Genomic DNA, 21,524 nt, shown 5'->3' with positions numbered 1-21,524 from the left:
CCTCAGGTGTCTGCAGCATCCGTTTGCATCATAACCTGAAAGAGGGTACAAATCGACGGTGGCTGGTCCGGCCTTTCTGCGCTAAGCTGGTATCAGTCTGCATGAATGGAGAGCGATGATGCGTTGGTGCTTGCTGTGGGCCTTGTTCAGTCTTGCCGTCTGGGCCGAAATACCTGCCATCCAGCTTCAGCTATACACCGAGCACATGCCACCCTACAGCTACCTGGAACAGGACAAGGTCGATGGCATCAATGTGGCCTTGCTGCGACAGCTTTGCGAGCGAACTCAGGTCAAGTGCCAGTTTGAGCTGCTGCCCTGGCCCAGAGCCTTTGAGCAGGCGCAGCAGCAGCCCATGAGCGGGGTGTTCTCCACCTCACGCAATGAAGCGCGTGAAGCTTTGTTTCAGTGGGTTGGTCCCCTGGCATCCGACTGGGGGTATTTGTTTCGCTTACGTGGCAGAGCCGAAGTGAATCCTGCCGACCTGGAGGAAGCCAAAGCTTTTCGGTTGGCGGTTGCCCGTGGCGATGTCTATGAAAGCTACTTTAAAGAACGAGGCTTTCAGTACGGTATCAACATGCTCGACTTTGCCACCAAATCCGAGCCGGTGCCGTTGTTTTTGGCCAAGCGCATCGATTTGTTGGTTGGCTCCAGACGCTCCGTGCGCAGCTGGTTGCAAAAACATGGCGCAGACGAAGACAGTGCCGAAGCCTGGCTTAAGTTAGAGGATGTCGGTGACAATTACCTGGCGCTACACCCCAACACCCCTGCCAGCCTGGTGCAGCGCTTGCAACAAGAGCTGGACAGAATGCAGCAGGAGGGTGTGGTGCTGCAGTTAATCCAGCACTACACCCAGCAGCAGTAAGGCTAAAAACGGTAATTCAGACCAAACAGCACGGTGCCAAAAGATTTAAAGGTTTTGCCAGAGCTGTAACTGGCTTCGGTTTGAAAACCCAGCCCATTGTTAAACTGATACTGCCAGCCAACTGCACCAATGACCCCAACCTCAGTTTCACTGAAGCGACGTGTGCGATACTGCATCGCCACCCGATTTTGGCTAAGACCTAGCTTTGCGTAGAGCTGCAGCTGTTGCGTTAACGGATAGCCGGCATAGCCACTGATGCTAATGGCACGGTAATCGATGTCTTCCAGTTCACCAAAAAAAATATTGGAAACCGCACTACCGATGCCCATAGAGCCGTGACGGTAGGCCAGTTCAACACCATATTGAGGATCCCATTGGTAACGATAAAACAGGTTGTAACCATTAAAATCTGAAAAGTTTTGCTCCCGATCCGATTCAGGATCGGCGACCTTGGTAGAGCCCCAAAAGAAACTCACCCCAATTCGATGGCTGTTGTCTGGCTCGCTGGCCATTGCCATTGTAGAAAATAATCCGGCCCCGAGTAAGGCAATTGTTAACATCACACGTCGTCGCATACTCAACACTCCTTTGATTTTACACCGCAACCATACAACAAAAAACAGACCAGTAAAACAACAAATGTAAACTAAGCGTAATGGCAGTCTGGCGGGAGTTTTGCGATAAAAACAGGTAAACTTCGCCGCTTAAATGGCATGAATGACAACACAAGGCTCACTGAACTTGACCCGATATCCTAGCTTTCGGCCGGCCTGGTGGCTCCCAGGCGGCCATTTACAAACACTGGCAGCCAAATACCTGCACCCACGCTATCAAGGCAGTTTAACCACTGAGTGGCTGCCGCTGGCCGATGGCGATGAGTTGGAGCTGTGCTGGAGTCAAAGCCTGAACGCCGATTACCAGGGGCCCTTGGTGGTGCTGCTGCATGGCCTGGCTGGCAACCGGCACAGCCATTACGTGCAAGGCATGTTTACTGCTTTTCAGCAGCTGGGTTGGCCGGTGGTGCTGATGCATTTCCGTGGTTGTGGCAGCCGGCCTAATCAATTACCCCGTGCTTACCACTCGGGTGAAACCGAGGATCTGCGTTTCGTGCTGCAACAATTGCAGCAACGCTACCCTGGTACTCAGCTGCTGGCCGTAGGCTTTTCGCTGGGTGGCAATGTACTGATGAAATACTGCGGTGAGCAGCAACAGCAAAACCCGTTGCGTGCTGCTGTGGCAGTCTGTGCCCCACTGGCACTGGCCAGTAGCGCCAAACGCATCAATCAGGGTTTTAGCAAGCTGTATCAGCGCTACCTGCTGCGCCAGCTGAAACAAAGCGCGCTGCAAAAGCTGCAACGCTTTGCTGACTTCCCTATTCCACTTTCGCACCAGACCGTAAAGGGTATGCGCAGCATTGAAGCCTTCGACGATGGCTTTACCGCACCCTTGCATGGTTTTTTAAATGCTGCCGATTACTATCAGCGCGCCAGTGGCCGGCAGTTTTTACCCGCAATCCAGGTTCCCAGCCTGATTATCCACGCCCAAGACGATCCTTTTCTGGCCCCTGACGTGGTGCCAAACCAGGCAGAGCTACCGGAGCTGGTGCTTCATGAGGCCTGGCCTTCAGGTGGCCATGTTGGCTTTGTCAGTGGCCGCAACCCATTGAAGCCGGTGTTCTGGCTGAACCAGCGGATCCCGCTATTTTTCCAAGAGGTACTGAAGCAGTGATTATTCCCTGGCAACAGCTTGAGACAGAAACGCTGAACAATTTGATTGAATACTATGTACTGCGCGAAGGCACCGATTATGGCGAGCAGGAAATATCGCTAGCACAAAAAGTCGCTCAGGTCCGAGCGCAACTGCAATCCGGTGAGGTCGTCCTGGTGTTTTCTGAGCTGCATGAAACCGTCAATCTGATGTCGAAGCAGCAGTTTAACGAGCAGTAAGGAGCGCATTTATACGCCCCTTACCAGAAGGTTATCAAACCAGCTGACGTGGAGAGCGGCTGCTTACCAACCACACCAATGCCAGCAGCAGTAACAAGGGCCAAAGCACACTAAAGCCTACGACCAACAGCACGATTCCTGCCAACACCATGCCAAGCATCAGACTGTTCAGTACAATAGCACCCAGTAAATAAGCCAGGCCGGCCAGACAGAGCACTACCACTGCGGCGATCAACACATCAAAGATCATCACCACGCCGCCAACCAGTAGGGCTGCCACCAGGCCCAGCAAGGCAGGCCCAAGCCAGACAATCATGGCCAGTAACGCGATAGCAATCATAACATTACGCATGACTGGGCTCCTTGTTGGGTTGCTGCTGTTTCAGTGCCGTTAATGCCTGCTCAATGGCCTCCTGTTGCTCCAGATCGCGGAACTGTTGTTTGACACTGGCCGCCGTATCGGAACCTCGCCCCAGATCCATCGCTTCCAACTGCGCTTCCATATCATCGACTTTTTGCTCATAACGCTCAAACTTGTGCAGTGCATCGGTCACTTTGTGCTGATGCTGCTTGCTGTGAACCTGCAAACGCACTTCAGCGCAATCCGCCCGGCGCGTCAGTTGCTGGTAGCGCTGCCGCGCTTCATCCAACTTGCTTTGCACCCGGCTGATATCGCCCTCCAGGTCATCCACTAGCTGTTGCTGCTGCGCCAACGCCTGCTGCAGCTTGCTTCGCTCTTGCTCTTCGCTCAAACGCTCTGCCAGCGCCGCACGGGCTAAATCTTCTTTATCGTGTGCCAGGGCGCGCTCGGCTTTTTGCTGCCAATCGGCAATGGCCACATCCAGCTGGCGAATCCGGCGCTGCAGCTGCTTGCGCTCGGCCAGATGACCAGCAGCCAGGGTGCGTAACTCCGCCAACGAGTCTTCCATTTGCTGCACCAGCAAACGCAGCATTTTCTCCGGCTGCTCGGCTTTATCCAGCAGGGCGTGCAGATTGGCATTGATGATATCGGTAAAACGGTTCAGTGCATTCATAGGATTTTCCCTTTTTTCTACCTGGAGTAAATGATGTCCCAATAGCATTTTCAAGAGCCGTGCCACATCTACCGAAAATTATTTTTTCATTTTAAATCAATAACATTAAAGCCAGAAAGCTCATCTCTGGACCAGCCTTGCCACGAAGAGAAAAATAGGAGGTTGGTGAATTTCACCAATTAGTGCGGATTTTATGCAGGTGCCAATCCGCGTTGGCACCTGCAAGCAGAGTTAAATTTTAAAACGCTTGCCATAAGCCAGCAGGTCTTGTGCCATCCGCTCCAGCTCGGTGGAAGTGGCATCCGCTTGCTGCGAACGGGCTTTGGTTTCTACCGTCAGGCTATTCACCTTCAACAGGTTTTGATCCATCTCCTGCACCACGGTGCTCTGCTGCTCGGTCGCACTGGCGATTTGCAATGTCATATCGGTGATGGAACTGACAGAGCTCATGATATCGGTCAGTGCACTACCAGCTTGATCGGCCAGAGCGACACCGCCTTTGGCTTTCTCAACGCCCGTTTGCATGGTGGCCACCGCGGCACCGGAGCTTTGCTGCAGGCGGTCAATCAAGGTTTTAATTTCAGTCGTCGATTGCTGCGTTCTGGCCGCTAAGGTTCGTACTTCATCGGCCACCACCGCAAAGCCCCGACCTTGCTCGCCGGCGCGGGCGGCCTCGATGGCCGCATTCAATGCCAGCAAGTTGGTTTGCTCGGCAATCGCCTGAATCGTATCCAGGATCCCGCCGATATTGGTGCTTTCCTGCTGCACCGTTGTAATGGTCCCTGACGCCTGCTCCACCTCGGCAGCGATGTCGCTGATGGCGTCAATAACACGCCGGACAATGGTTTGCCCTTGCTCTGCGTGTTGCTCTGAATCGTGCGTCGCTGTCGAGGTATTTTGTGCGTGCTTGGCGACCTCGGCAATGGTCGCCGCCATTTCATTCATGGCAGTTGCTAACTGATCGATTTCAGCGGCCTGACGTTGCAAATCCTGATCGGTTTCGCTGGTAATCACCGCCACATGCGCAGCATGCTCGGCAACTTTGTTGGCATTACCGATTAAACCTGCCATCAGGTCGTGCAGTTGCTGTTGCATCTCATTAAATGCCAGCGCCGCCATCCCCACTTCATCGGTACTGGCAACCTGCAAAGGCGCACCGGTTAAATCACCTCCGGCAATTTGCTGAGCACGGTTCTTCAGCGTTTTCATCGGCTCTGAAATCAAGCGGCGCAATAAGAAAATCAAAGCAATGGCAATAACAATCGTAAGTGCCATAGCCGTCCAGACCAAGCCCATGGAGCGACGGTCTGAACGCTCAGCTTTAGCAATAATGGCATCACGCTCGGCCTGAAAAAGCTGCGCAACTTCATTCAGATAACCACGCATATCGCTCAGATGTTGTAGGGTTTGCTGCTGATAAATGCGAATTTGCTCTTGCGGGCTGGCTGCTACGATGGCTTTGGCAGAGGCATGCAGCTCACGGTGCGGCCGATCCATCGCATCCAGGGCTCGTTTTAGTTCAGGACTTGCCGTGGTGTACGCTTCGGATGCGCGAAAGGCATCGTACCAGCGGCCAAAATTGCACTGGGTGGGCTCGAGCTGTCCGCGAAAAGGTTGTTGCAGCAGCATGCTGCTGGCCAGCTCATTGGCCCAGTTCAGGTGATCAATTTCCCGCTGCATTTGCAAGATGGACAGTTCTCGCTTTTCAGCTGCGGCACTGCGGGCAGCATTCATGGTGTTTTGTGCCAGCTGCACGACCACGGCGACCACTACCATCAGAACCGCCAGCAAGCCAAAACTCAGGGTTAATTTTTTTCCAACCGAGAACGCCTTTGTTGCCATGCCCACCTCGTATATTCATCTTCACTTAAAAAGATAGCTTACCCTATAGAACAGGGCTTTGCTTTGTGCTTGCGCAAAAAAACGGCCCGAAGACCGTTTTCCTGAGCTCGGCCAGGTAGTTAAAAGCTAAAAACTTTTACCGCCGGATTCAGCATCTTTTCAGCAATCCGCGGCGGCTGCGCTGGCGTTACGCCATCGAGCAGCGCATCGGCGGTGGCAGGCTTGTTCGGTAAATAGAGCGCACACACCTCGACACTGGCGCCGCCAGACATTAATTGCTGCAGCAACTGAGCTGGTGTGACGTCTCTTGGCTTTAACGTCGGGCTTTCATGGCCTTTGAGGGCTAAGTCGCCGGCCCCATCACACAGCAGTACCGAGACATTGGCACCTTGCTGTTGCATCTGGCCGGCCAGTACCATCGCCATGCCCTGGGTTTGCAAGGACGAGCTGGTCAGGTAAACAAAGACATCGTTATCAGCGTGAGCGGCTGTGCTGACAACAGCGGCACAAGCCAGGGTTTGCCATAGTTTCATCGATCGTTCTCCTTCGTGGTTATCATCGTAATTTGTATCGTAATTTGCATCGTAGTTTTCACAGCGGTTTTCGTAGTGGTTTGCAAGCCGTGGTTTGCAATCGGATGCGCTGTATCGTTGTCATTTAATGCTGTGCCGTTTCGGCTGTTGGGGCTGTCCAGGCGACATCCGCTGACACCCGGTAGCTCCAGGGCAAACCGGAATTGCGCCAGCCATCCAGCGCCCGTACGCCTTTGGATGGTCCTTCTGGCAAGGTATTGCCTTCAAAGCCATCGGTCACCGACCAGACATTGTGGAAACCATAACCTGCCAGCCGGTCCACCGCCGGCGCACTGCGGGTCGCACCGCTGCGGCAGATGAGGATAATGGCATCGTCTTTTTGCACGCCAAGCTGTTGCAAGCGGCTCAGTAACTGCTGATCAAACTGCGGGTTCGGCTGCATCGGCCAGCTTTGCTGATCCGCATTCAGCCGACTGGTATCGGTCAGCAACCAGGGCACATGAATTTTGGTGGGGGTGGCAAAACCGGTAAACTTTATTTCCACCGGATCGCGCACATCCACCAGCACCGCCTTCGGGTCTTGCTCCAGCATCGCATAGGCTTCTTTGGCCGTCACATAGAGCCCAAGACTGCTTTGACTGGGGTCATTGGCTGCTAACAAATTCTGGCTGATAAACAACAGCCCGCTTAACCAGAGCATGCGCATAAATAACATCGACGTTCTCCATAAAGTAAAGACAAACTGAATTTCTCTGGCTTCCATACCAGCAATCACTCCACTGCCCAACAATTAGATAAAGCTTAAGTATACAATCATTACATTAATTTTCTCTTATGAAAGCCTGCGACATAGTGTCGCAGATCAAAGTAAAGCTGTTTTTCACACTGGTACTGGGCTCGTTTTGCAGCTAAGCTTTAATTAAGGTTAATCTAATTCAATGGTGATACTGCAATGAAAACCAATGTAGGTGGACTTGATAAAACACTGCGACTGATCGTGGGTATTGTACTGATCGCTTTGGCGGCCACAGGCGTCATCGGTGTCTGGGGCTGGATTGGTGTGGTGCCATTACTGACGGGTTTATTCAAAACCTGTCCGGCATACAGCTTGCTCGGCATCTCAACCTGCAAGTCCAAAGCATGACCAATCAGACTCTGCAGCTATTTGATTCTTTGGTGTTACTGGCTGTGCGCTATGCCATGGCGGACACAGGAAGCGCCAGCTTTGCTCAGATGCAGCAAGCGATGGCGTATCTGCAGCCCCCTGGCGCAGAACCAGACGAGATCCGCACCGCCCTGCAACGTTTGCAAGGAGCAAACTTAATCACGGCCTGTGATCAGCAGTATCGGTTCAACGAACTGGCCGAACGCTTGTGGCAGCAAAGTGGTGCCGATAAAGTCTGCGGTGTGCGAGTGCAATGGCAACGTTTGCACCAGCAATTGCAGGGGTTTGAACTTGGAGCCCAGGAGGTCTCATGAGCACATCACCCACTCAGCCACTGCGGCGCAAGTTGCTGCTTGGACTGGCCGCCGGAGCCACTGCGGCTTCGCCAGTCGCCTTGCTGGCCAAGCCCCTGAAGAGCCAGGCCCATATCGTACTCTTGGGGGCCGGAGCTGCTGGCATTGCTATGGCGAATCGACTTCGGCGAAGCATCGACGGAGCCCGTATTACACTGGTGGGTGCGAGGAAAGAGCATCACTACCAACCCGGTTACACCATGATAGCCTCGGGCTTATGGCCGGCAAAGCGGGTGCTCTCCAGCACCAGCCAATGGCTTGGCAACGGCATCGATTGGCTGGCGCAGGATGTGACCGCCATCGATGCCCGTCAGCAGCGGGTCGAGCTCAGTAACCAACAGCAACTGACTTATGATCTCTTGGTGGTGGCCACCGGCTGTCAGCTCAATTATCACGAAATTGAAGGCTTTGATATCAGCATGATTGGCCAGCATGGCATTGGCAGCGTCTATGCCAGCCCTGCCGCCGCTCAGGCGACTAGCGAACAAATCGATGCCTTAGTCAGCAAAGGCGAAGGCCGGGCTTTATTTACCTTAAGCAATACCCCGCTCAAGTGCGCCGGTGCGCCCTTGAAAATGACCTTCACCACCTTGTCGCGGCTGGAGAAAACCGGCCAGCGAGAGCGCTTTCAGGTTGATTTTTTTACTCCGTATCAAAACCGGGTGTTTGCGGTGCCCACCTACAACGACTTTGTACTGCAGCGTTGGCAGGAACAAAAAGTCGGGTTCTTTGACCAGCGCGTCCTGACTGGTTTGGACGTAGCAAACCGCACCGCCTATTTCGCCCATACCGACGGCTCACGCAGTCGGGAACCGTATGATTTTATTCATCTGGTACCTCCGATGAGTGCACCGGATGTGATAAAAGATTCCGACCTGGTCTGGCACGATGGGCCTTTTGCCGGCAACTGGCTGGAAGTCGATCAATACAGCCTGCAACATCGCCGCTATCCGAATGTATTTGGGGTTGGCGATGTCATTGGCACGCCTTTTGGCAAAACCGCTGCCAGCGTCAAAATGCAGGCCCCGGTGGCCGAGCGCAATATCCTGGCCTTTTTAAGTGGCCAGCCACTGAGCGCCCGCTACAATGGTTATACCTCCTGCCCACTGATCACCAGCATTGGCCGCGCTATCTTGTCGGAGTTTGGCTACGAAGGAAAACTGCTGCCATCCTTTGGCTTTATCAGCCCCACCGAAGAGTCCTGGCTGGTGTGGATGATGAAAGAACAGATGCTGCAACCGGCTTACAATGCCATGTTGCATGGCAAAGTCTAAGGAGTAAATGGCATGAGCCTGGATGGTATTCTGATGATCCTGTGGTACGCAGCCAAGCCCTGGCTGTGGCTGATAGTACTGCTTATCCTGGTCCTGGTCGCCAGCCTATGGCTCGGACGGCAGCGGCAAGGAAAAGCACATACCCTGCTATGGCTCATAGCAATTGGCGCAGGCCTGGCAGGCATGATAGTCGCTCCTTGGTTTACTCACTCAAAACTAAGTTACGTGGCAACCTGGCCCGATCGCTTGGTGTTGCTGGTCATTGGTATCGGCATCACCCTGTATTGTTGGTGTTTGCTAAAAAATTGGCTGCGCCAGCCCTAATTCAGCTTGAGCATCCATTAGCACCAGCTACACTAAAGATTGCCCATGCAGTTTGAGGAGCTCGCCGTTGTACGCTTACATTGCACGTCAGCCCATTTTTGATGAACACAAGACCCTTTATGGTTATGAGTTGCTGTTTCGTGATGGCGAGCAGAACTGCTTTCCAAATGTAGATGGCGACATGGCCACCTCACGTTTGCTCACCGAGCATCATTTGATGGTGGGTGTTGAGCAAATCGCTGCAGGCAAGCTGGCCTTTATCAATTTCTCTGCAGAAACCCTGATCCACCACTTCCCAACATCCATCGACCCGGCAACCACCGTCATTGAAGTCCTCGAAACAGTACCGATCAGCATGGAACTGCTGCAAGCCTGCAAAGCCTTGCATGGCATGGGCTATGCGTTGGCACTGGATGATCACGATTTTGATCCAAAGTGGGATGTTTTCTTACCTTACACCCGCTACATCAAAGTCGATGTTCAGCAATTTAACCTGTTGCAAATTAGCAAGTTTATTCAGCGCATTAAGCACCACCCGGTCACTTTGCTGGCTGAAAAAGTTGAAACCGCTGAGCAGTTTGAAAAGCTAAAACTGTTGGGTTTCTCTCTGTTTCAGGGCTATTTGTTTGCCCGGCCTGAGATGCTGAAGCACCGTCAACTAAGCAGCAACAAACTCAACCTGCTGGAGCTGATTGGCGAATCCTGTGCTGAGCAGCTCAACTTTGACCGGCTAAGCCAAATTGTGGAACGTGACGTGGCGTTGTCATTTCGACTGCTGCGCTTTATCAACAACTCCGCCTACGCCAAAGAGCAGCGCATCGAATCCCTGAAACTGGCCATGGTGTATATGGGCGAAGCCGAGCTGAAAAAGTTTATTGCCTTGTTGGCCTTGTCCAACCTGGCTTCTGGAGAGGATGATGCACGTATCATCACCTCGCTGGTACGCGCACGCTACTGCGATGAACTGGCCCGCTTCTGCAACGAACCCAAAGATCCACCTACGGCTTTTTTAACCGGACTTTTTTCCAAGGTCGATGAGTTGGTCGAAATGCCAATGACGCAGGTGTTGAGTCAATTGCCGCTGCCCGACAGCATTCGGCTGGCATTGGAAGAGCGACAGGGCCGACTTGGCCAGTTTTTATGCCTGATTGAGGCTTATGAAGCTGCCAACTGGCAGCAAGCCGAACACCTTGCCAGCCAGCTGCATACCGACGCAGATTTGGCGATGCTGTACCATGATGCCGTCTACTGGGCTCAACAGATCCTGAAGCCTGAACGCTGATCCTGCGCAAAGCGAAGGACCTGCGACTGTACTAGACTTGCAATTCTGAAATCTGGATTTACATCAACAGGAAAGACAGGTGCCTGAGAAAATTAGTCCGACCAAACTCCGTATTGGCTATGCCATTAAGCTGCCCCTCAGCTGGCTGCAGCATCCTTTTATGTCGAGTAAACTGACCATTGAAAACATTCATCAAATCCGGATCATTCAGTCGCTGAAACTGGACTTTGTTTACCATTACCCAGAAAAAAGCCTGGCGGCAGCACCCAGCGCCCCCCCATCAGGCGATGAGGTGCTCAAGCAAATTGATGAAGCCGCAGAATACCGCGCCCAGTTGCAGCAACAAAAATCCGCCAGGATCGAAGCCTCAAAAGCACGACGTCGCAGCATTCAGAAAACGGAAAAGGCCTTCTCTCAATCCTTCAACCAACTGCATGCGCTGATGAAAAAGCTCAGCAGCCAGCCGGTCACCGCCATCGAAGAAGCAACCGAGCTGGCCGCCAAAATGGCCGAAGACATCGTCAAGCCCGATGCCTTGTCCATGCACATGATCGCCACAGCGCAAAAAGATCAGGAAAACCTCTACTACCATGCGCTCAATGTCTCCACCATCGCCATGGTGTTGGCAAAAAACCTCGGATTGAGCGAATCTCAGGTTCGCTTGGTTGGTTTTGCGGCCTTGTTTCACGATATCGGCAAGCTGCGCTTACCAAGCCAGATCATGCGCAAAAAAGAACCGCTCACTCAGCCAGAGCAAAACCTGCTGAACCTGCACACCCAATACGGTGCTGAGCTGGCCGAAAAGCTGGGGGATTTTCCGCCCGAAGCCATTCCTGTACTCTTTCAGCATCACGAGTACATGGACGGCAGCGGCTTCCCCAAAGGTTTAAAAGGCGATGCCATTGACCCCTTGGCCCGCATTGTGATGGTGGTGAACACCTTTGATAACCTCTGCCACCCAGGACCAGGCCAGGCGACACGCTCGCCGCATACCGCCCTGTCGTACATGTACAAAAAAATGCGGGAAAAATTACCGGAAACCGAGTTAAAGCTGTTGATCAAACAAATGGGTGTCTACCCACCTGGCACTTTGGTGCTACTCAGCGATGAGCGGGTTGGGATGGTGATTACCGTCAACAGCGACGCCTTGTTGCAGCCGGATATTATGGTGTATGAACCCGATATCCCAAGACTGGAAGCGCCGGTACTGTCATTGGCAGACGGCGATATCGCCATCGACAAAGTATTGAAACCTCAGCAAGTACCCAGCCAGGTGCTGGAATACCTGAACCCTTGCGCTCAAATCAGTTACCATGTTCAGGGAAAAAAATAGGGGGCTGTCAGGCCCCCTCTTTGCTTGAGCTTATCTTTATGATGTCAATTATCCGCTTTCATCCAATGCTCCACCGCGGCAGCCAGCTCATCCGGGTGGAATTTGGCAATAAACTGATCGGCACCGACTTTTTTCACCATGGCTTCGTTGAAAACACCGCTTAAAGACGAGTGCAGCACCACATGCATTCTGGCCAAATCAGGGTCCGCTTTCACTTGCGCCGTTAAGGTATAACCATCCATCTCCGGCATTTCAATGTCTGAAATCAGCAGTGGCACTTTCTTGGAAATATCACCACCGAGCTCTTCGGCTTTTTTCTTCAACCACTGCAGGGCTTGCTTGCCATCGTTAACCAGCTCAATGTTCACCCCAATCGAGGTGAGCGCACGCTTGACCTGGCCCCGAGCGACCGCAGAATCATCAGCAACAAGCACAATCATATCTGCCAGATTCATCTGAGCTGCTTCTTTTTTCAGGCTCTCGCTGACTTCTTCATCCGGTGGGGAAATTTCAGCAAAGACTTTTTCGACATCCAGCACCTGCACCAAACGGTCATCCACTTTGGTCACCGCCGTCAGGTAATGATTGGCACCTGAGCCTTTCGGTGGTGGGCTGATCTGCTCCCAATTGATGTTGACGATGCGGTCCACGCCCCCCACCAGGAAGCCCTGGGTGGTGCGGTTGTATTCGGTTACCAGAATAAAGGCCTTTTTCAAATCCTGAATGCCTTTGCCACCGGTGGCCTGGCTTAGATCAATCACAGTGATGGCTTCACCACGAAGATGGGCAATACCGCGCACATGGGGCGAAGCACCGGGCATTTCCGTTAACTCAGGGCACTGCAACACTTCCCGTACTTTAAACACGTTGATGCCATAAGGCTGAGCGCCATTTAACCGAAAAATCAGTAATTCCAAACGGTTCTGGCCAACCAGGTTGGTTCGCTGATCGACCGAGGCCATAAATTTGCTCATAGGGGCTCCAAAATGCGGTTGGCTTACCTTCAGTATAACCGAACATCAGTTCGTTATCCTGTTTCAGATCACGCTTAAGTGTAGCAGTTATTGTCAGGTATACGCCCACTGAGCGGCTTTGGCTTTTTTTTGGTGACAATGAACAACTACAGCATCCTGTCTCACGAGCGTACACAATTAAAAGCCCAGCTTGTCATCAAAAAAAGCGATTACCCTATTCAGGAAAATTTACTTTCGACACAGTGGTTTGCTGTCTATAGTTGATACAGCTAAAGCGTGAGTACCTGCAGTACGCTCAGTAAAACCAACCTGAACAAGGAGTGATGCATGGACAAGAGTAATCAAAGCACCGGCAAATGCCCGGTGATGCACGGCGCCAACACCGCTGCCACCGACAATGTAATGAGCTGGTGGCCCAAAGCCCTCAACCTCGATATTTTGCACCAGCACGACAGCAAAACCGACCCTCTCGGCAACGACTTTAACTACGCCGAAGCCTTTAAATCGCTCGATCTCGAAGCGGTAAAAACCGATCTCAAAGCCCTGATGACCGATAGCCAGGACTGGTGGCCAGCCGACTGGGGCCACTACGGTGGCTTGTTTATCCGCATGGCCTGGCACAGCGCGGGCAGTTACCGGATTGCCGATGGCCGGGGTGGTGCTGGCACCGGCAACCTGCGCTTTGCGCCGTTAAACAGCTGGCCGGATAACGGCAACCTGGACAAGGCCCGCCGTTTGCTGTGGCCCATTAAGAAAAAATACGGCAACAAGCTGTCCTGGGCCGATCTGATGATTCTGGCCGGCAACATGGCTTATGAATCCATGGGTTTAAAAACCTTTGGCTTTGGCGGTGGTCGCAAAGACATCTGGCACCCGGAAAAAGACACCTACTGGGGTTCAGAAAAAGAATGGCTGGCACCATCCGGCAGCGAAGGCAGCCGTTATTCTGGTGAGCGCGACTTAGAAAACCCTCTGGCTGCCGTAATGATGGGCCTGATTTACGTCAACCCGGAAGGGGTGGATGGCAAGCCAGACCCTCTGAAAACCGCACACGACGTACGGGTCACCTTCCAGCGCATGGCAATGAACGATGAAGAAACCGTGGCCCTGACCGCCGGTGGCCATACCGTCGGTAAAGCACACGGCAATGGCGATGCGGCCAACTTAGGCCCGGCACCTGAGGGCGCTGAACTTCACGAGCAAGGTTTTGGCTGGATGAACCACAAAACCCGCGGTGTTGGCCGCGATGCCGTCACCAGCGGCCTGGAAGGCGCCTGGACCAGCAACCCAACGCAATGGGACAACGGCTACTTTGAGCTGCTGCTAAACTACGACTGGGAGCTGAAAAAGAGCCCGGCCGGTGCCTGGCAGTGGGAGCCGGTCAACATTAAAGAAGAGCACAAGGTGCCGGACGCGGAAGATCCATCCATTCGCCATAACCCCATCATGACCGATGCCGACATGGCAATGAAGATGGACCCGGACTACCGCAAAATCTCCGAGCGTTTCTACAAGGATCCGGAGTACTTTGCCGAGACCTTCCGCCGCGCCTGGTTCAAGCTGACCCACCGCGATCTGGGACCGAAAAGCCGTTATTTAGGGCCGGATGTGCCAAAAGAAGATTTGATTTGGCAAGATCCGGTGCCCAAAGCCGATTATACCCTGACCGAAGCCGAAATCAGCGAGCTGAAAGCCAAAGTACTGGCCAGTGGCTTGTCGGTGTCCGAGCTGGTGGCGACCGCCTGGGACAGCGCCCGTACCTTCCGGGGTTCTGATTACCGCGGCGGCGCCAATGGTGCCCGTATCCGGTTGGCGCCGCAAAAAGACTGGGCCGGCAACGAACCAGAGCGGCTGCAAAAAGTGCTGAAGGTACTGCAAGCCATTCAGGCCTCGCTGAGTAAAAAAGTCAGTATGGCCGACTTGATTGTACTGGGTGGCAGTGCGGCAGTGGAAAAAGCGGCCAAAGACGCAGGTGTCGACATCACAGTACCCTTCGCACCGGGCCGTGGCGATGCCACGCAGGAGATGACCGATGCCGAGTCGTTTGAGGTGCTGGAGCCCTTGCACGATGCCTTCCGCAACTGGCTGAAAGCCGATTACAGCGTGCAGCCGGAAGAAATGATGCTGGACCGTGCCCAATTGATGGGCCTGTCTGCACCGGAAATGACGGTGCTGCTGGGTGGTATGCGGGTGCTGGGTACCAACCATGGCGGCAGCAAGCATGGTGTCTTTACCGACAAAGTCGGCGTGCTGAGCAATGACTTCTTTGTCAACCTGACCGACATGAGCTATAAGTGGGAGCCAACCGGCAAGAACCAGTACAACATTGTCGAGCGTAAAACCGGTGCCACCAAGTGGACGGCAACCCGGGTCGACCTGGTGTTTGGTTCCAACTCCATCCTGCGGTCTTACGCCGAGGTCTATGCTCAGGACGACAACAAAGCCAAGTTTGTGCAGGACTTTGTCAACGCCTGGGTCAAGGTGATGAACAACGATCGCTTTGATCTGAAATAGCACCAAGCTAAAAAAAGCCCCGCCAGGTCACTGGCGGGGCTTTTTTATGCATTTTTTAATGCGCGAAGCTTACTCTTTCGGGCCTGGGCCTAAGTAGCGGTCCAGCCAGCCGGTGAATTCATTGAACCAGAACACCGAGTTGTTCGGCTTTAAGATCCAGTGATTTTCATCCGGGAAGTACACCAGCCGCGCATCCAGCCCCATGCCTTTGTAGACACCATAGATTTCAAAACCCTGGGTCACCGGCACCCGGTAATCCAGCTCACCGTGGATGATCAGCATTGGGGTTTTAAAGTTGGCGGCATGCATCGAAGGGCTAAAACGCAGCACGTTCTCCATGCCATCCCAGGGCGCTCCGCCATAGGCATGCACCCGGTGCGCTGTGGTATCGGAGGCAAACTGACCTTTCAGGTTGTAGACCCCGGCGTGGTTAATCAGCGCCTGATAACGGTCGGTATGGCCGGCTATCCAGCTCACCAGGTAGCCACCGTAGCTGCCGCCGGCTGCTGCCAGCCGATTGCCGTCGACATAGGGACGCTGCAGCATAAAGTCGACGGCCCGCTCCGAGTCGATAAAAGGCTTGGTTGGGTGATCGCCATGAATCGAAATGGCAAAGTCCTGGCCAAAGCTGGTGGAGCCATGGAAATTAGGCAGAATGGTGATGTAACCGGCAGCGGCAAACACCTGAGCGTTCCAGCGAAAATGAAAGGTATCACCAAAGAAGCCGTGCGGGCCACCGTGCAGCAGGTTTAAGACTGGCCACTTTTTGCTGGCATCAAAGTTCGGCGGATAAACCACAAACATCTGCACCGGGGCATCGTTGGCGCCAGCGTAGGTCACATTCTCGACCTTGCCCCAGTCGATGCTGTCTTGCAGCGCCTGATTCAGCTGAGTGATCTGGCGGCGGTCACGGCCGTTTACCCGCACACTGAACAGCTCCGGCATCTGGGTCAGGCCGTGATGCACAAACAGCAAGCGGCCATCGGCGGTCTCAGCCAGGCCAGTATTGGTACCGCCTCGCAGCACCTCACGAATGGCACCGCCTCGCGCCGGCATGGCAAACAGGGAGGTCATGGCCCTGTCATCGGCCTGGAAGAAGATCTGCCGGCCATTGCGCGAATACTGCCAGTTGACCGGAGTAAGATCAAAATCCTGGGTCAAAATGCGGCTCTGGCCGTTGCGCAAGTCGTATTGCACTAAATTGATCTGATCGGCGTAGAAATCCGTGCGCAAGCTGCGGCCCCACAGCAGGTAGCGACCATCCGGGCTAAACACCGGATTGATGTCGCGACCGGTATTGTCCGCGCTCAGATTAACGTAGCTGCCACTGCCATCGGTTTGCAGCAACAGCACATCGGCTTTAAAGTCATCAAAAGGGGGCTCGGTGGTATTGGCCGTCAGCGCAATTTGCCGGCCATCGGGCGAGATGTCGTAGCTGATGCCACCGCCAATGTTGAAATACCGCTGCCAACCCGGTGTCAGCTCAGTGACATCGCCGCTGGCCAGTTGCACCCGAAACAGCCGCGGATACGCATCTTGCTCTAAGAAGCGATCCCAATGCCGGTACAAACGGTTTTCGGTGACAAAGGCCGAGACTTTGGATTTGGCCTTTTCAGCTTGCTGCTCTTTCAATGCAGCAAAGTCGCCGTCAAAGTCGGCTGGCACCTGGGCCATAAACACCAGGCTCTGGCCATCCGGCATCCACTGCACGGCCGACACCGCTACCGGCAAATCGGTCAGCTGGCGTGGCTCACCACCATCCATCCGCATCACAAAAATCTGGTTGCGCTCGGCCTGACGGCGCGACACAAAGGCAATCTTGCTGCCATCGGGCCGCCACACCGCCCCGCTGTCGCTGCCACTGGCCGGAAAGGTCAGCTGTTGGCTTTGGCCAGTTTGCAGGTTCAGCCAATGCAGGGCTGTGGTGCCGCGGTCGGTTTCCATGCTGTAGCTGCTCACACCGTACAGCGCACTTTTACCATCCGGCGCCATCACCGGTGCCGATGGCCGTTGTACCGCCCACAGGTCTTCAGGCGTCAGGGGTCTTGGCGCCTCGGCCTGGGCCAGGCCAGTCCACAGCAGGCTGGCCGATAAAGTCAGAACCGCCGTCAGGCGGCCGGAGAAGAAAGGAACCATGGGTTATCCTCTGTCGTTAAACCGCCGGCTACTTTAGCACAGGTGCAACGACAGCGGAAAAAGGCACGGTTAATGGCAGGCTTTGGGCGTTGGTTGGCTGAAGCCTAGGAACAGTCGCCAGAGCACTGGCAACAAAAAAGCCGCACAAGGCGGCTTTAACGAAGATGAAGCAAACTTAGCCCTTGTGACGGCTGCGGCGAGTCAGGCCTAACGCCAATAAACCAGCAGCAAACACACCAAAGGTTGCCGGGGCAGACACTGCTGCCACACCTTGTTGCGCCACCACGCTCACACCATCCAGAAAGTTGCCGATGGTGCCGCTGTTGTGCGAAGTAAAGCGCAAGGTGGTATTGGTATCGGTGGCGACAAAGCTGCTGCTAAAGAAGCTCCAGCCTTGGTTGGTGTGTTCGTTCAGCGTTTGGCTCAAATCCGCTACCGTCACTTCGAACTGTTCATTGCTGCCGTTCCGGGCGCGGTAATAAAAGCTCAGCTCATAGCTCTGGCCAATATCCGTGGCAAAGCTCTGGAAAATGGACCAGGCGCCGGTATTGCCACCATGCGCATTCAGCTCAATAAAATGATTGCCGGTCATCGCCTGCACACCATTCATCGAGTTCCAGATTTCAATGTTGCTGCCCTGCCAGCCTGGCACTTCGCTGGATGGTTTCCAGGTCCAGGAATTGGGGTTAATCGGGTTGGCTTCAAAATCGCCGTTTACAATCAACGACGCTTGGCTGCTAAAACTCGCTACTGCCAATACAGCAGCACCTACTACGGTACGAACAAGTGCTAAAGACATTTTGATCCCTCAAATATGCGGTTAAAAAACACGCTCATTGTACCAGTTAACAAATGGCAGCGGAACAAAAATTAATCGGCTTTGTTAATCAGGGGGTTATTACCATTCGCCCATCTGAAGTCGCTGTTTCACACCAAGCACCTGGTACTGCAGTGCATCAAAAACTTCATCAAAATCTTGGCATTCCTCGGAGAGGTTTGGCAGCGACAAACTCGCCTCTGTAAAAAAACGCCGCTGTTCTGACTCGCTCTGCCAGGCCTGTTGCCACCACTCGATAATAAACCAGCTTGAGGATTTAAGCCTCAACTGACTCGGAAGTCGATCACGTTTTTGCCTATTTTCTTTTGTACTGGCCGGAAGTAAATTCCACAGGTCATTATTTGGCCAATAGCTGAATGGAACACAATGATCAATGTCATAACTGTAAAGCCGCTCACCACTCCAGACGCTACAGACATCCATGCCTTGTTGGCGCAACTGCTCAACCTTCTTTCGAACCATAGCCGTGTCGTGTTGATGCTCTAACCAACGCAGTTGATGATGGTATGTATCCAGTGATATCTGCTGCTGTTGGTTCCGCTCATACTTTTGCATTTCAGTAATCCATTGCTGCACCAATAGAGGCTCAATCCAACAGCCATACTGGCGAAAGCAATGCCACATATCATCTTTTAAAATGAAGCGACCAAAACTATCAAGAAAGGTTTTATCCAGCAATACAGAGCTCTGTCGCTTAACCTTGGAACGCTCGATGGCAAACAAGCGGTTATCTCTGTGCCCTTGCCAGATATAAGTCACTGGTCCGGCTTTGATAGTAGCCAATGTATCAACCATTAACTGCTGCAGAGCTAGTGCATCCTGGCCAGTGTAAAAGTTACCGATAGCGAAATCATCAGCCGTCAGATGACTGAGTAAATCCCAGCCGTTCGCTTTAACAAACCCTAACCCTTTCGCAGGATCAGAGTTTTGCTGGATATTGTTGTCAACCAGACGCTTAAATAAACGGATCCAATAAAGCGCCACCAAACCAAGGGAGATAGCCACAGTTCCATCTTGTTTATCAACAACGGCGCCAGGATGCGCATCAGCTATACGCACCAAAGAGCGGAGCAAGGCCAACTTGTAAGTAGACGATTTGTTGTCATTCACAACAATATGCCGGACCTTGCTTAGACTACCGCTGCCATCATCAGGCAACTCTAGGACTAAAGTTTGCCACTCAACATCACTTCGTCCGCCACTGTCTGCTGTGCGCTCACTGATATAACGAACAACCAAACCAAACTTCTTCGCCAAGTCAGAAATTTCATCGATACCTACCGGGTAAGCCACCCGGTTGTCACTGAAACTGCCATAACGCAGGCTTAAAACAAAACGGCCACCAGGTGCCAGTAAATTGGTAATTTTCCGAAAAGCTCGCTCACGATCAGACGGCAAAATATGCATCCACACAGCACTGAGTAAAATAGTTTGGAACTGGAGATTAAGCTGATAAACCGCCTTAAGCTCAGGCAAGCTGTCTTGCAACCACTTAACTTGCTCAGCTGTTTTTAGCTTGCCCAACTGCAACAAATCATTAGCTGGCTCGACAGCTATCACCTGACACCCCTGCCGAGAAAGCCATTGAGCGTCTCGGCCACTGCCAGCGCCAATATCCAGCACCAGCTGTTCTTTGGGCCAAAACGACCGCCAACACGCATGTACCTGCTCGAAACTCAGCGCATCGTATTGAGCTGCAAACAGCTTTGCCTGCCTGTGATAGATATCAACATTTTTACTCATAACAGCACGGCTTACCCATGTGAGGTAAAAAAATAAATACTATGCCTAAAAGAATTCACCCCAAAAACTCAGCCAGCCCTTCAGGCAGCTTGGCGGGCTCAAAAATCTCAATCCAGTAACCATCCGGGTCGCGGATAAAGGCGATGTCTTTCATTTTGCCATCGGCTGGTTTTTTCACAAAAGACACGCCCAGCGCTTCAAAACGCTGGCAGGCGGCGGTTAGGTCGGGGACGGCGAAGCCGATGTGGCCGAATCCTTTGGGCTCGTCGTTGCCGTTGTGGTACTGGCAGTTGTCGTCGTTTTCGCTGCCCCAGTTCCAGGTGAGCTCCAGCATGGCCGGGCGGCTGAAGGTTTGGATGGTGCGCTCATCGGTATCCTTGGACCACTGCTGTGCTTCTTGCTCGCTGAGCGCCGCCAGGAAGAACAGCGAAAAGGTCATTTCGGGGAAATCCAGCTTGCGTACCAATGTCATGCCGAGCACCCGGGTGTAAAAATCCAGGCTTACGGCCGGATCTTTAATGCGCAGCATGGTTTGGTTAAAGACAAAGTCGTTGGTGGCCGGATCGCGCTGCTCGCACAGGCCGGGGGCGCTTTCATAATGACGGCTCATGGCTGGTTCCTTCTAAGTAGCAAGAATAAACAATCAGGCTGCCAGCTTAGCAGATTTCGCCCACCTTGTACGCCGCGCTGTTCCTATCTTGGCTGGATGTTTTGCTGCATGCTAACCGGCTTGCTGCAAGCTGGCAGTGTCGGTGCCAAAGCCCACCGATGCCAGCCAGGCAAAGGCTTCTTGCTCGGACGGGTAAACCCGCTTTTCAAAGCCCGAACTGCTGTCGCGAATCATTTTGTCGAGCTGGTATTTTTTGATCATGCTAGGGCAGTAGACCTGTGCAACGTAACGCAGTTGGTGTTGGATGCACCAGCCCACCAGATCCTGAATCACGGGCTCCATTTCCGGCACACCCAGTTGCCAGTCGTCCAGGTAGACGATGTGCGCCCAAGGCTGGTTGCACAAGGGAGCCGCCTCGGCTTTAAACTGGGTACTGAAATCCTCGGCAGTGAGACGGTTCCAACTGCCTTTGACACGCGCCAATAGCACGCGCTGCTCACGCCAGAGGGTAAACTTGGTGGTAGGCATGCTACTCTTCCTATGTGAAACCCAGACTATTAGATTAGCAAAACGAACCTGGCTTGCTTTGATCTGAACACGACTTTTAGTCAAAAGCTTGTCTCTGTTTTGCTACAGCAGCGCTGCCCCGCGATTTAAATTAGAATAAATTAATTTAATGAGTTTGAATTTGATCTGCCGCATACACGCCTTCGCCACAACCGTTATGCTAGGGCTTTTGTAATCAAGGCTAAGGATAACTT

Annotated in this window: 22 protein-coding genes; 10 read left to right on the top strand and 12 right to left on the bottom strand. The window is 53.2% G+C overall.

Annotated features, from left to right (window positions below):
• Positions 1 to 115: 115 nt before the first annotated feature.
• Entirely contained in the window at positions 116 to 862 is a 747-nt protein-coding gene (locus Q3O59_RS15425; protein ID WP_305946430.1) for a substrate-binding periplasmic protein, read from the top strand.
• Positions 863 to 864: 2 nt separating this feature from the next.
• Here the strand turns inward: Q3O59_RS15425 and Q3O59_RS15420 are convergent, their stop codons facing one another.
• On the bottom strand, positions 865 to 1,437 hold the full coding sequence (locus Q3O59_RS15420) for a porin family protein (protein ID WP_305946429.1): 573 nt from the start codon (positions 1,435 to 1,437) through the stop codon (positions 865 to 867).
• Between the two features lie 166 nt (positions 1,438 to 1,603).
• Here Q3O59_RS15420 and Q3O59_RS15415 point away from each other — a divergent pair, with 166 nt between their 5' ends.
• Together Q3O59_RS15415 and Q3O59_RS15410 are read left to right on the top strand one after the other, a co-directional pair.
• Positions 1,604 to 2,590 carry a hydrolase gene (locus Q3O59_RS15415; protein ID WP_305946428.1) on the top strand — a complete coding sequence of 329 codons (987 nt, stop codon included), beginning with the start codon at positions 1,604 to 1,606 and terminating at the stop codon, positions 2,588 to 2,590.
• The gene (locus Q3O59_RS15410; RefSeq protein WP_228591866.1) at positions 2,587 to 2,808 is read left to right on the top strand and encodes a YheU family protein; all 222 of its coding nucleotides are present in this window, start codon (positions 2,587 to 2,589) and stop codon (positions 2,806 to 2,808) included. The genes Q3O59_RS15415 and Q3O59_RS15410 overlap by 4 nt, the downstream gene beginning before the upstream one ends.
• A gap of 34 nt (positions 2,809 to 2,842) precedes the next feature.
• Here the strand turns inward: Q3O59_RS15410 and Q3O59_RS15405 are convergent, their stop codons facing one another.
• The 5 genes from Q3O59_RS15405 to Q3O59_RS15385 all read right to left on the bottom strand — a co-directional run bounded on the left by Q3O59_RS15405 (position 2,843) and on the right by Q3O59_RS15385 (position 6,932).
• Entirely contained in the window at positions 2,843 to 3,160 is a 318-nt protein-coding gene (locus Q3O59_RS15405) for a hypothetical protein (RefSeq protein ID WP_305946427.1), read from the bottom strand.
• Positions 3,153 to 3,842, bottom strand: coding sequence for a PspA/IM30 family protein (locus tag Q3O59_RS15400; RefSeq protein WP_305946426.1), 690 nt, complete (start codon positions 3,840 to 3,842; stop codon positions 3,153 to 3,155). Before Q3O59_RS15400 ends, Q3O59_RS15405 begins: the two co-directional genes overlap by 8 nt.
• 231 nt (positions 3,843 to 4,073) lie before the next feature.
• Positions 4,074 to 5,684, bottom strand: a complete 1,611-nt coding sequence (locus tag Q3O59_RS15395) for a methyl-accepting chemotaxis protein (RefSeq protein WP_305946425.1) — start codon at positions 5,682 to 5,684, stop codon at positions 4,074 to 4,076.
• A 119-nt stretch (positions 5,685 to 5,803) separates the two neighbouring features.
• Positions 5,804 to 6,217 carry a DsrE family protein gene (locus tag Q3O59_RS15390; RefSeq protein ID WP_305946424.1) on the bottom strand — a complete coding sequence of 138 codons (414 nt, stop codon included), beginning with the start codon at positions 6,215 to 6,217 and terminating at the stop codon, positions 5,804 to 5,806.
• Between the two features lie 124 nt (positions 6,218 to 6,341).
• Positions 6,342 to 6,932 (bottom strand): rhodanese-like domain-containing protein, encoded by a 591-nt coding sequence (locus tag Q3O59_RS15385; protein ID WP_305946423.1) that lies wholly within the window; start codon positions 6,930 to 6,932, stop codon positions 6,342 to 6,344.
• Between the two features lie 237 nt (positions 6,933 to 7,169).
• On the opposite strand from Q3O59_RS15385, the gene Q3O59_RS15380 reads away from it, so the two are divergent.
• From Q3O59_RS15380 to Q3O59_RS15355, 6 genes are all read left to right on the top strand, one after another.
• Positions 7,170 to 7,361 (top strand): YgaP family membrane protein, encoded by a 192-nt coding sequence (locus Q3O59_RS15380; protein ID WP_305946422.1) that lies wholly within the window; start codon positions 7,170 to 7,172, stop codon positions 7,359 to 7,361.
• The gene (locus Q3O59_RS15375) at positions 7,358 to 7,696 is read left to right on the top strand and encodes a hypothetical protein (RefSeq protein ID WP_305946421.1); all 339 of its coding nucleotides are present in this window, start codon (positions 7,358 to 7,360) and stop codon (positions 7,694 to 7,696) included. Before Q3O59_RS15380 ends, Q3O59_RS15375 begins: the two co-directional genes overlap by 4 nt.
• Positions 7,693 to 9,009 (top strand): NAD(P)/FAD-dependent oxidoreductase, encoded by a 1,317-nt coding sequence (locus Q3O59_RS15370; protein WP_305946420.1) that lies wholly within the window; start codon positions 7,693 to 7,695, stop codon positions 9,007 to 9,009. The genes Q3O59_RS15375 and Q3O59_RS15370 overlap by 4 nt, the downstream gene beginning before the upstream one ends.
• Positions 9,010 to 9,021: 12 nt before the next feature.
• Positions 9,022 to 9,333: an oxidoreductase gene (locus tag Q3O59_RS15365; RefSeq protein WP_305946419.1), complete on the top strand. Its 312-nt coding sequence runs from the start codon at positions 9,022 to 9,024 to the stop codon at positions 9,331 to 9,333.
• 67 nt (positions 9,334 to 9,400) lie between these two features.
• The gene (locus Q3O59_RS15360) at positions 9,401 to 10,615 is read left to right on the top strand and encodes an EAL and HDOD domain-containing protein (RefSeq protein ID WP_305946418.1); all 1,215 of its coding nucleotides are present in this window, start codon (positions 9,401 to 9,403) and stop codon (positions 10,613 to 10,615) included.
• Between the two features lie 79 nt (positions 10,616 to 10,694).
• Complete coding sequence (locus Q3O59_RS15355; RefSeq protein WP_305946417.1) at positions 10,695 to 11,948, top strand: HD-GYP domain-containing protein; 1,254 nt, start codon at positions 10,695 to 10,697, stop codon at positions 11,946 to 11,948.
• 44 nt (positions 11,949 to 11,992) lie between these two features.
• Here Q3O59_RS15355 and Q3O59_RS15350 read toward each other — a convergent pair whose 3' ends face one another.
• Positions 11,993 to 12,922, bottom strand: coding sequence for a chemotaxis protein CheV (locus Q3O59_RS15350; protein ID WP_305946416.1), 930 nt, complete (start codon positions 12,920 to 12,922; stop codon positions 11,993 to 11,995).
• A gap of 327 nt (positions 12,923 to 13,249) precedes the next feature.
• Between Q3O59_RS15350 and katG the strand changes: the two genes are divergently transcribed.
• Positions 13,250 to 15,436, top strand: coding sequence for a catalase/peroxidase HPI (gene katG / locus Q3O59_RS15345; protein ID WP_305946415.1), 2,187 nt, complete (start codon positions 13,250 to 13,252; stop codon positions 15,434 to 15,436).
• Between the two features lie 69 nt (positions 15,437 to 15,505).
• On the opposite strand, the gene Q3O59_RS15340 is transcribed toward katG, so the two are convergent.
• From Q3O59_RS15340 to Q3O59_RS15320, 5 genes are all read right to left on the bottom strand, one after another.
• The gene (locus Q3O59_RS15340) at positions 15,506 to 17,572 is read right to left on the bottom strand and encodes a S9 family peptidase (RefSeq protein WP_305946414.1); all 2,067 of its coding nucleotides are present in this window, start codon (positions 17,570 to 17,572) and stop codon (positions 15,506 to 15,508) included.
• 175 nt (positions 17,573 to 17,747) lie between these two features.
• On the bottom strand, positions 17,748 to 18,371 hold the full coding sequence (locus tag Q3O59_RS15335) for a DUF642 domain-containing protein (RefSeq protein WP_305946413.1): 624 nt from the start codon (positions 18,369 to 18,371) through the stop codon (positions 17,748 to 17,750).
• A gap of 99 nt (positions 18,372 to 18,470) precedes the next feature.
• Positions 18,471 to 20,153, bottom strand: coding sequence for a class I SAM-dependent methyltransferase (locus Q3O59_RS15330; protein WP_305946412.1), 1,683 nt, complete (start codon positions 20,151 to 20,153; stop codon positions 18,471 to 18,473).
• Between the two features lie 55 nt (positions 20,154 to 20,208).
• Positions 20,209 to 20,763, bottom strand: coding sequence for a lactoylglutathione lyase (gloA, locus tag Q3O59_RS15325; protein ID WP_305946411.1), 555 nt, complete (start codon positions 20,761 to 20,763; stop codon positions 20,209 to 20,211).
• Between the two features lie 111 nt (positions 20,764 to 20,874).
• The gene (locus Q3O59_RS15320) at positions 20,875 to 21,291 is read right to left on the bottom strand and encodes a hypothetical protein (RefSeq protein ID WP_305946410.1); all 417 of its coding nucleotides are present in this window, start codon (positions 21,289 to 21,291) and stop codon (positions 20,875 to 20,877) included.
• Positions 21,292 to 21,524 lie beyond the last annotated feature (233 nt).

This window comes from Alkalimonas delamerensis (genome assembly GCF_030717955.1).
Classification (GTDB): domain Bacteria; phylum Pseudomonadota; class Gammaproteobacteria; order Enterobacterales; family Alteromonadaceae; genus Alkalimonas; species Alkalimonas delamerensis.
The sequence above is the reverse complement of the archived record's forward strand: the minus strand, read 5'-3'. Positions and strand labels throughout refer to the sequence as shown.

Bases quoted from the DNA above. Each gene is read 5' to 3' on its own strand.
- Q3O59_RS15425 (WP_305946430.1), top strand. From the start codon at position 116: ATGATGCGTTGGTGCTTGCTGTGGGCCTTGTTCAGTCTTGCCGTCTGG.
- Q3O59_RS15420 (WP_305946429.1), bottom strand. From the start codon at position 1,437: ATGCGACGACGTGTGATGTTAACAATTGCCTTACTCGGGGCCGGATTA.
- Q3O59_RS15405 (WP_305946427.1), bottom strand. From the start codon at position 3,160: ATGCGTAATGTTATGATTGCTATCGCGTTACTGGCCATGATTGTCTGG.
- Q3O59_RS15400 (WP_305946426.1), bottom strand. From the start codon at position 3,842: ATGAATGCACTGAACCGTTTTACCGATATCATCAATGCCAATCTGCAC.
- Q3O59_RS15395 (WP_305946425.1), bottom strand. From the start codon at position 5,684: ATGGCAACAAAGGCGTTCTCGGTTGGAAAAAAATTAACCCTGAGTTTT.
- Q3O59_RS15390 (WP_305946424.1), bottom strand. From the start codon at position 6,217: ATGAAACTATGGCAAACCCTGGCTTGTGCCGCTGTTGTCAGCACAGCC.
- Q3O59_RS15385 (WP_305946423.1), bottom strand. From the start codon at position 6,932: ATGTTATTTATGCGCATGCTCTGGTTAAGCGGGCTGTTGTTTATCAGC.
- Q3O59_RS15380 (WP_305946422.1), top strand. From the start codon at position 7,170: ATGAAAACCAATGTAGGTGGACTTGATAAAACACTGCGACTGATCGTG.
- Q3O59_RS15375 (WP_305946421.1), top strand. From the start codon at position 7,358: ATGACCAATCAGACTCTGCAGCTATTTGATTCTTTGGTGTTACTGGCT.
- Q3O59_RS15370 (WP_305946420.1), top strand. From the start codon at position 7,693: ATGAGCACATCACCCACTCAGCCACTGCGGCGCAAGTTGCTGCTTGGA.
- Q3O59_RS15365 (WP_305946419.1), top strand. From the start codon at position 9,022: ATGAGCCTGGATGGTATTCTGATGATCCTGTGGTACGCAGCCAAGCCC.
- Q3O59_RS15350 (WP_305946416.1), bottom strand. From the start codon at position 12,922: ATGAGCAAATTTATGGCCTCGGTCGATCAGCGAACCAACCTGGTTGGC.
- katG (WP_305946415.1), top strand. From the start codon at position 13,250: ATGGACAAGAGTAATCAAAGCACCGGCAAATGCCCGGTGATGCACGGC.
- Q3O59_RS15340 (WP_305946414.1), bottom strand. From the start codon at position 17,572: ATGGTTCCTTTCTTCTCCGGCCGCCTGACGGCGGTTCTGACTTTATCG.
- Q3O59_RS15335 (WP_305946413.1), bottom strand. From the start codon at position 18,371: ATGTCTTTAGCACTTGTTCGTACCGTAGTAGGTGCTGCTGTATTGGCA.
- Q3O59_RS15330 (WP_305946412.1), bottom strand. From the start codon at position 20,153: ATGAGTAAAAATGTTGATATCTATCACAGGCAGGCAAAGCTGTTTGCA.
- gloA (WP_305946411.1), bottom strand. From the start codon at position 20,763: ATGAGCCGTCATTATGAAAGCGCCCCCGGCCTGTGCGAGCAGCGCGAT.
- Q3O59_RS15320 (WP_305946410.1), bottom strand. From the start codon at position 21,291: ATGCCTACCACCAAGTTTACCCTCTGGCGTGAGCAGCGCGTGCTATTG.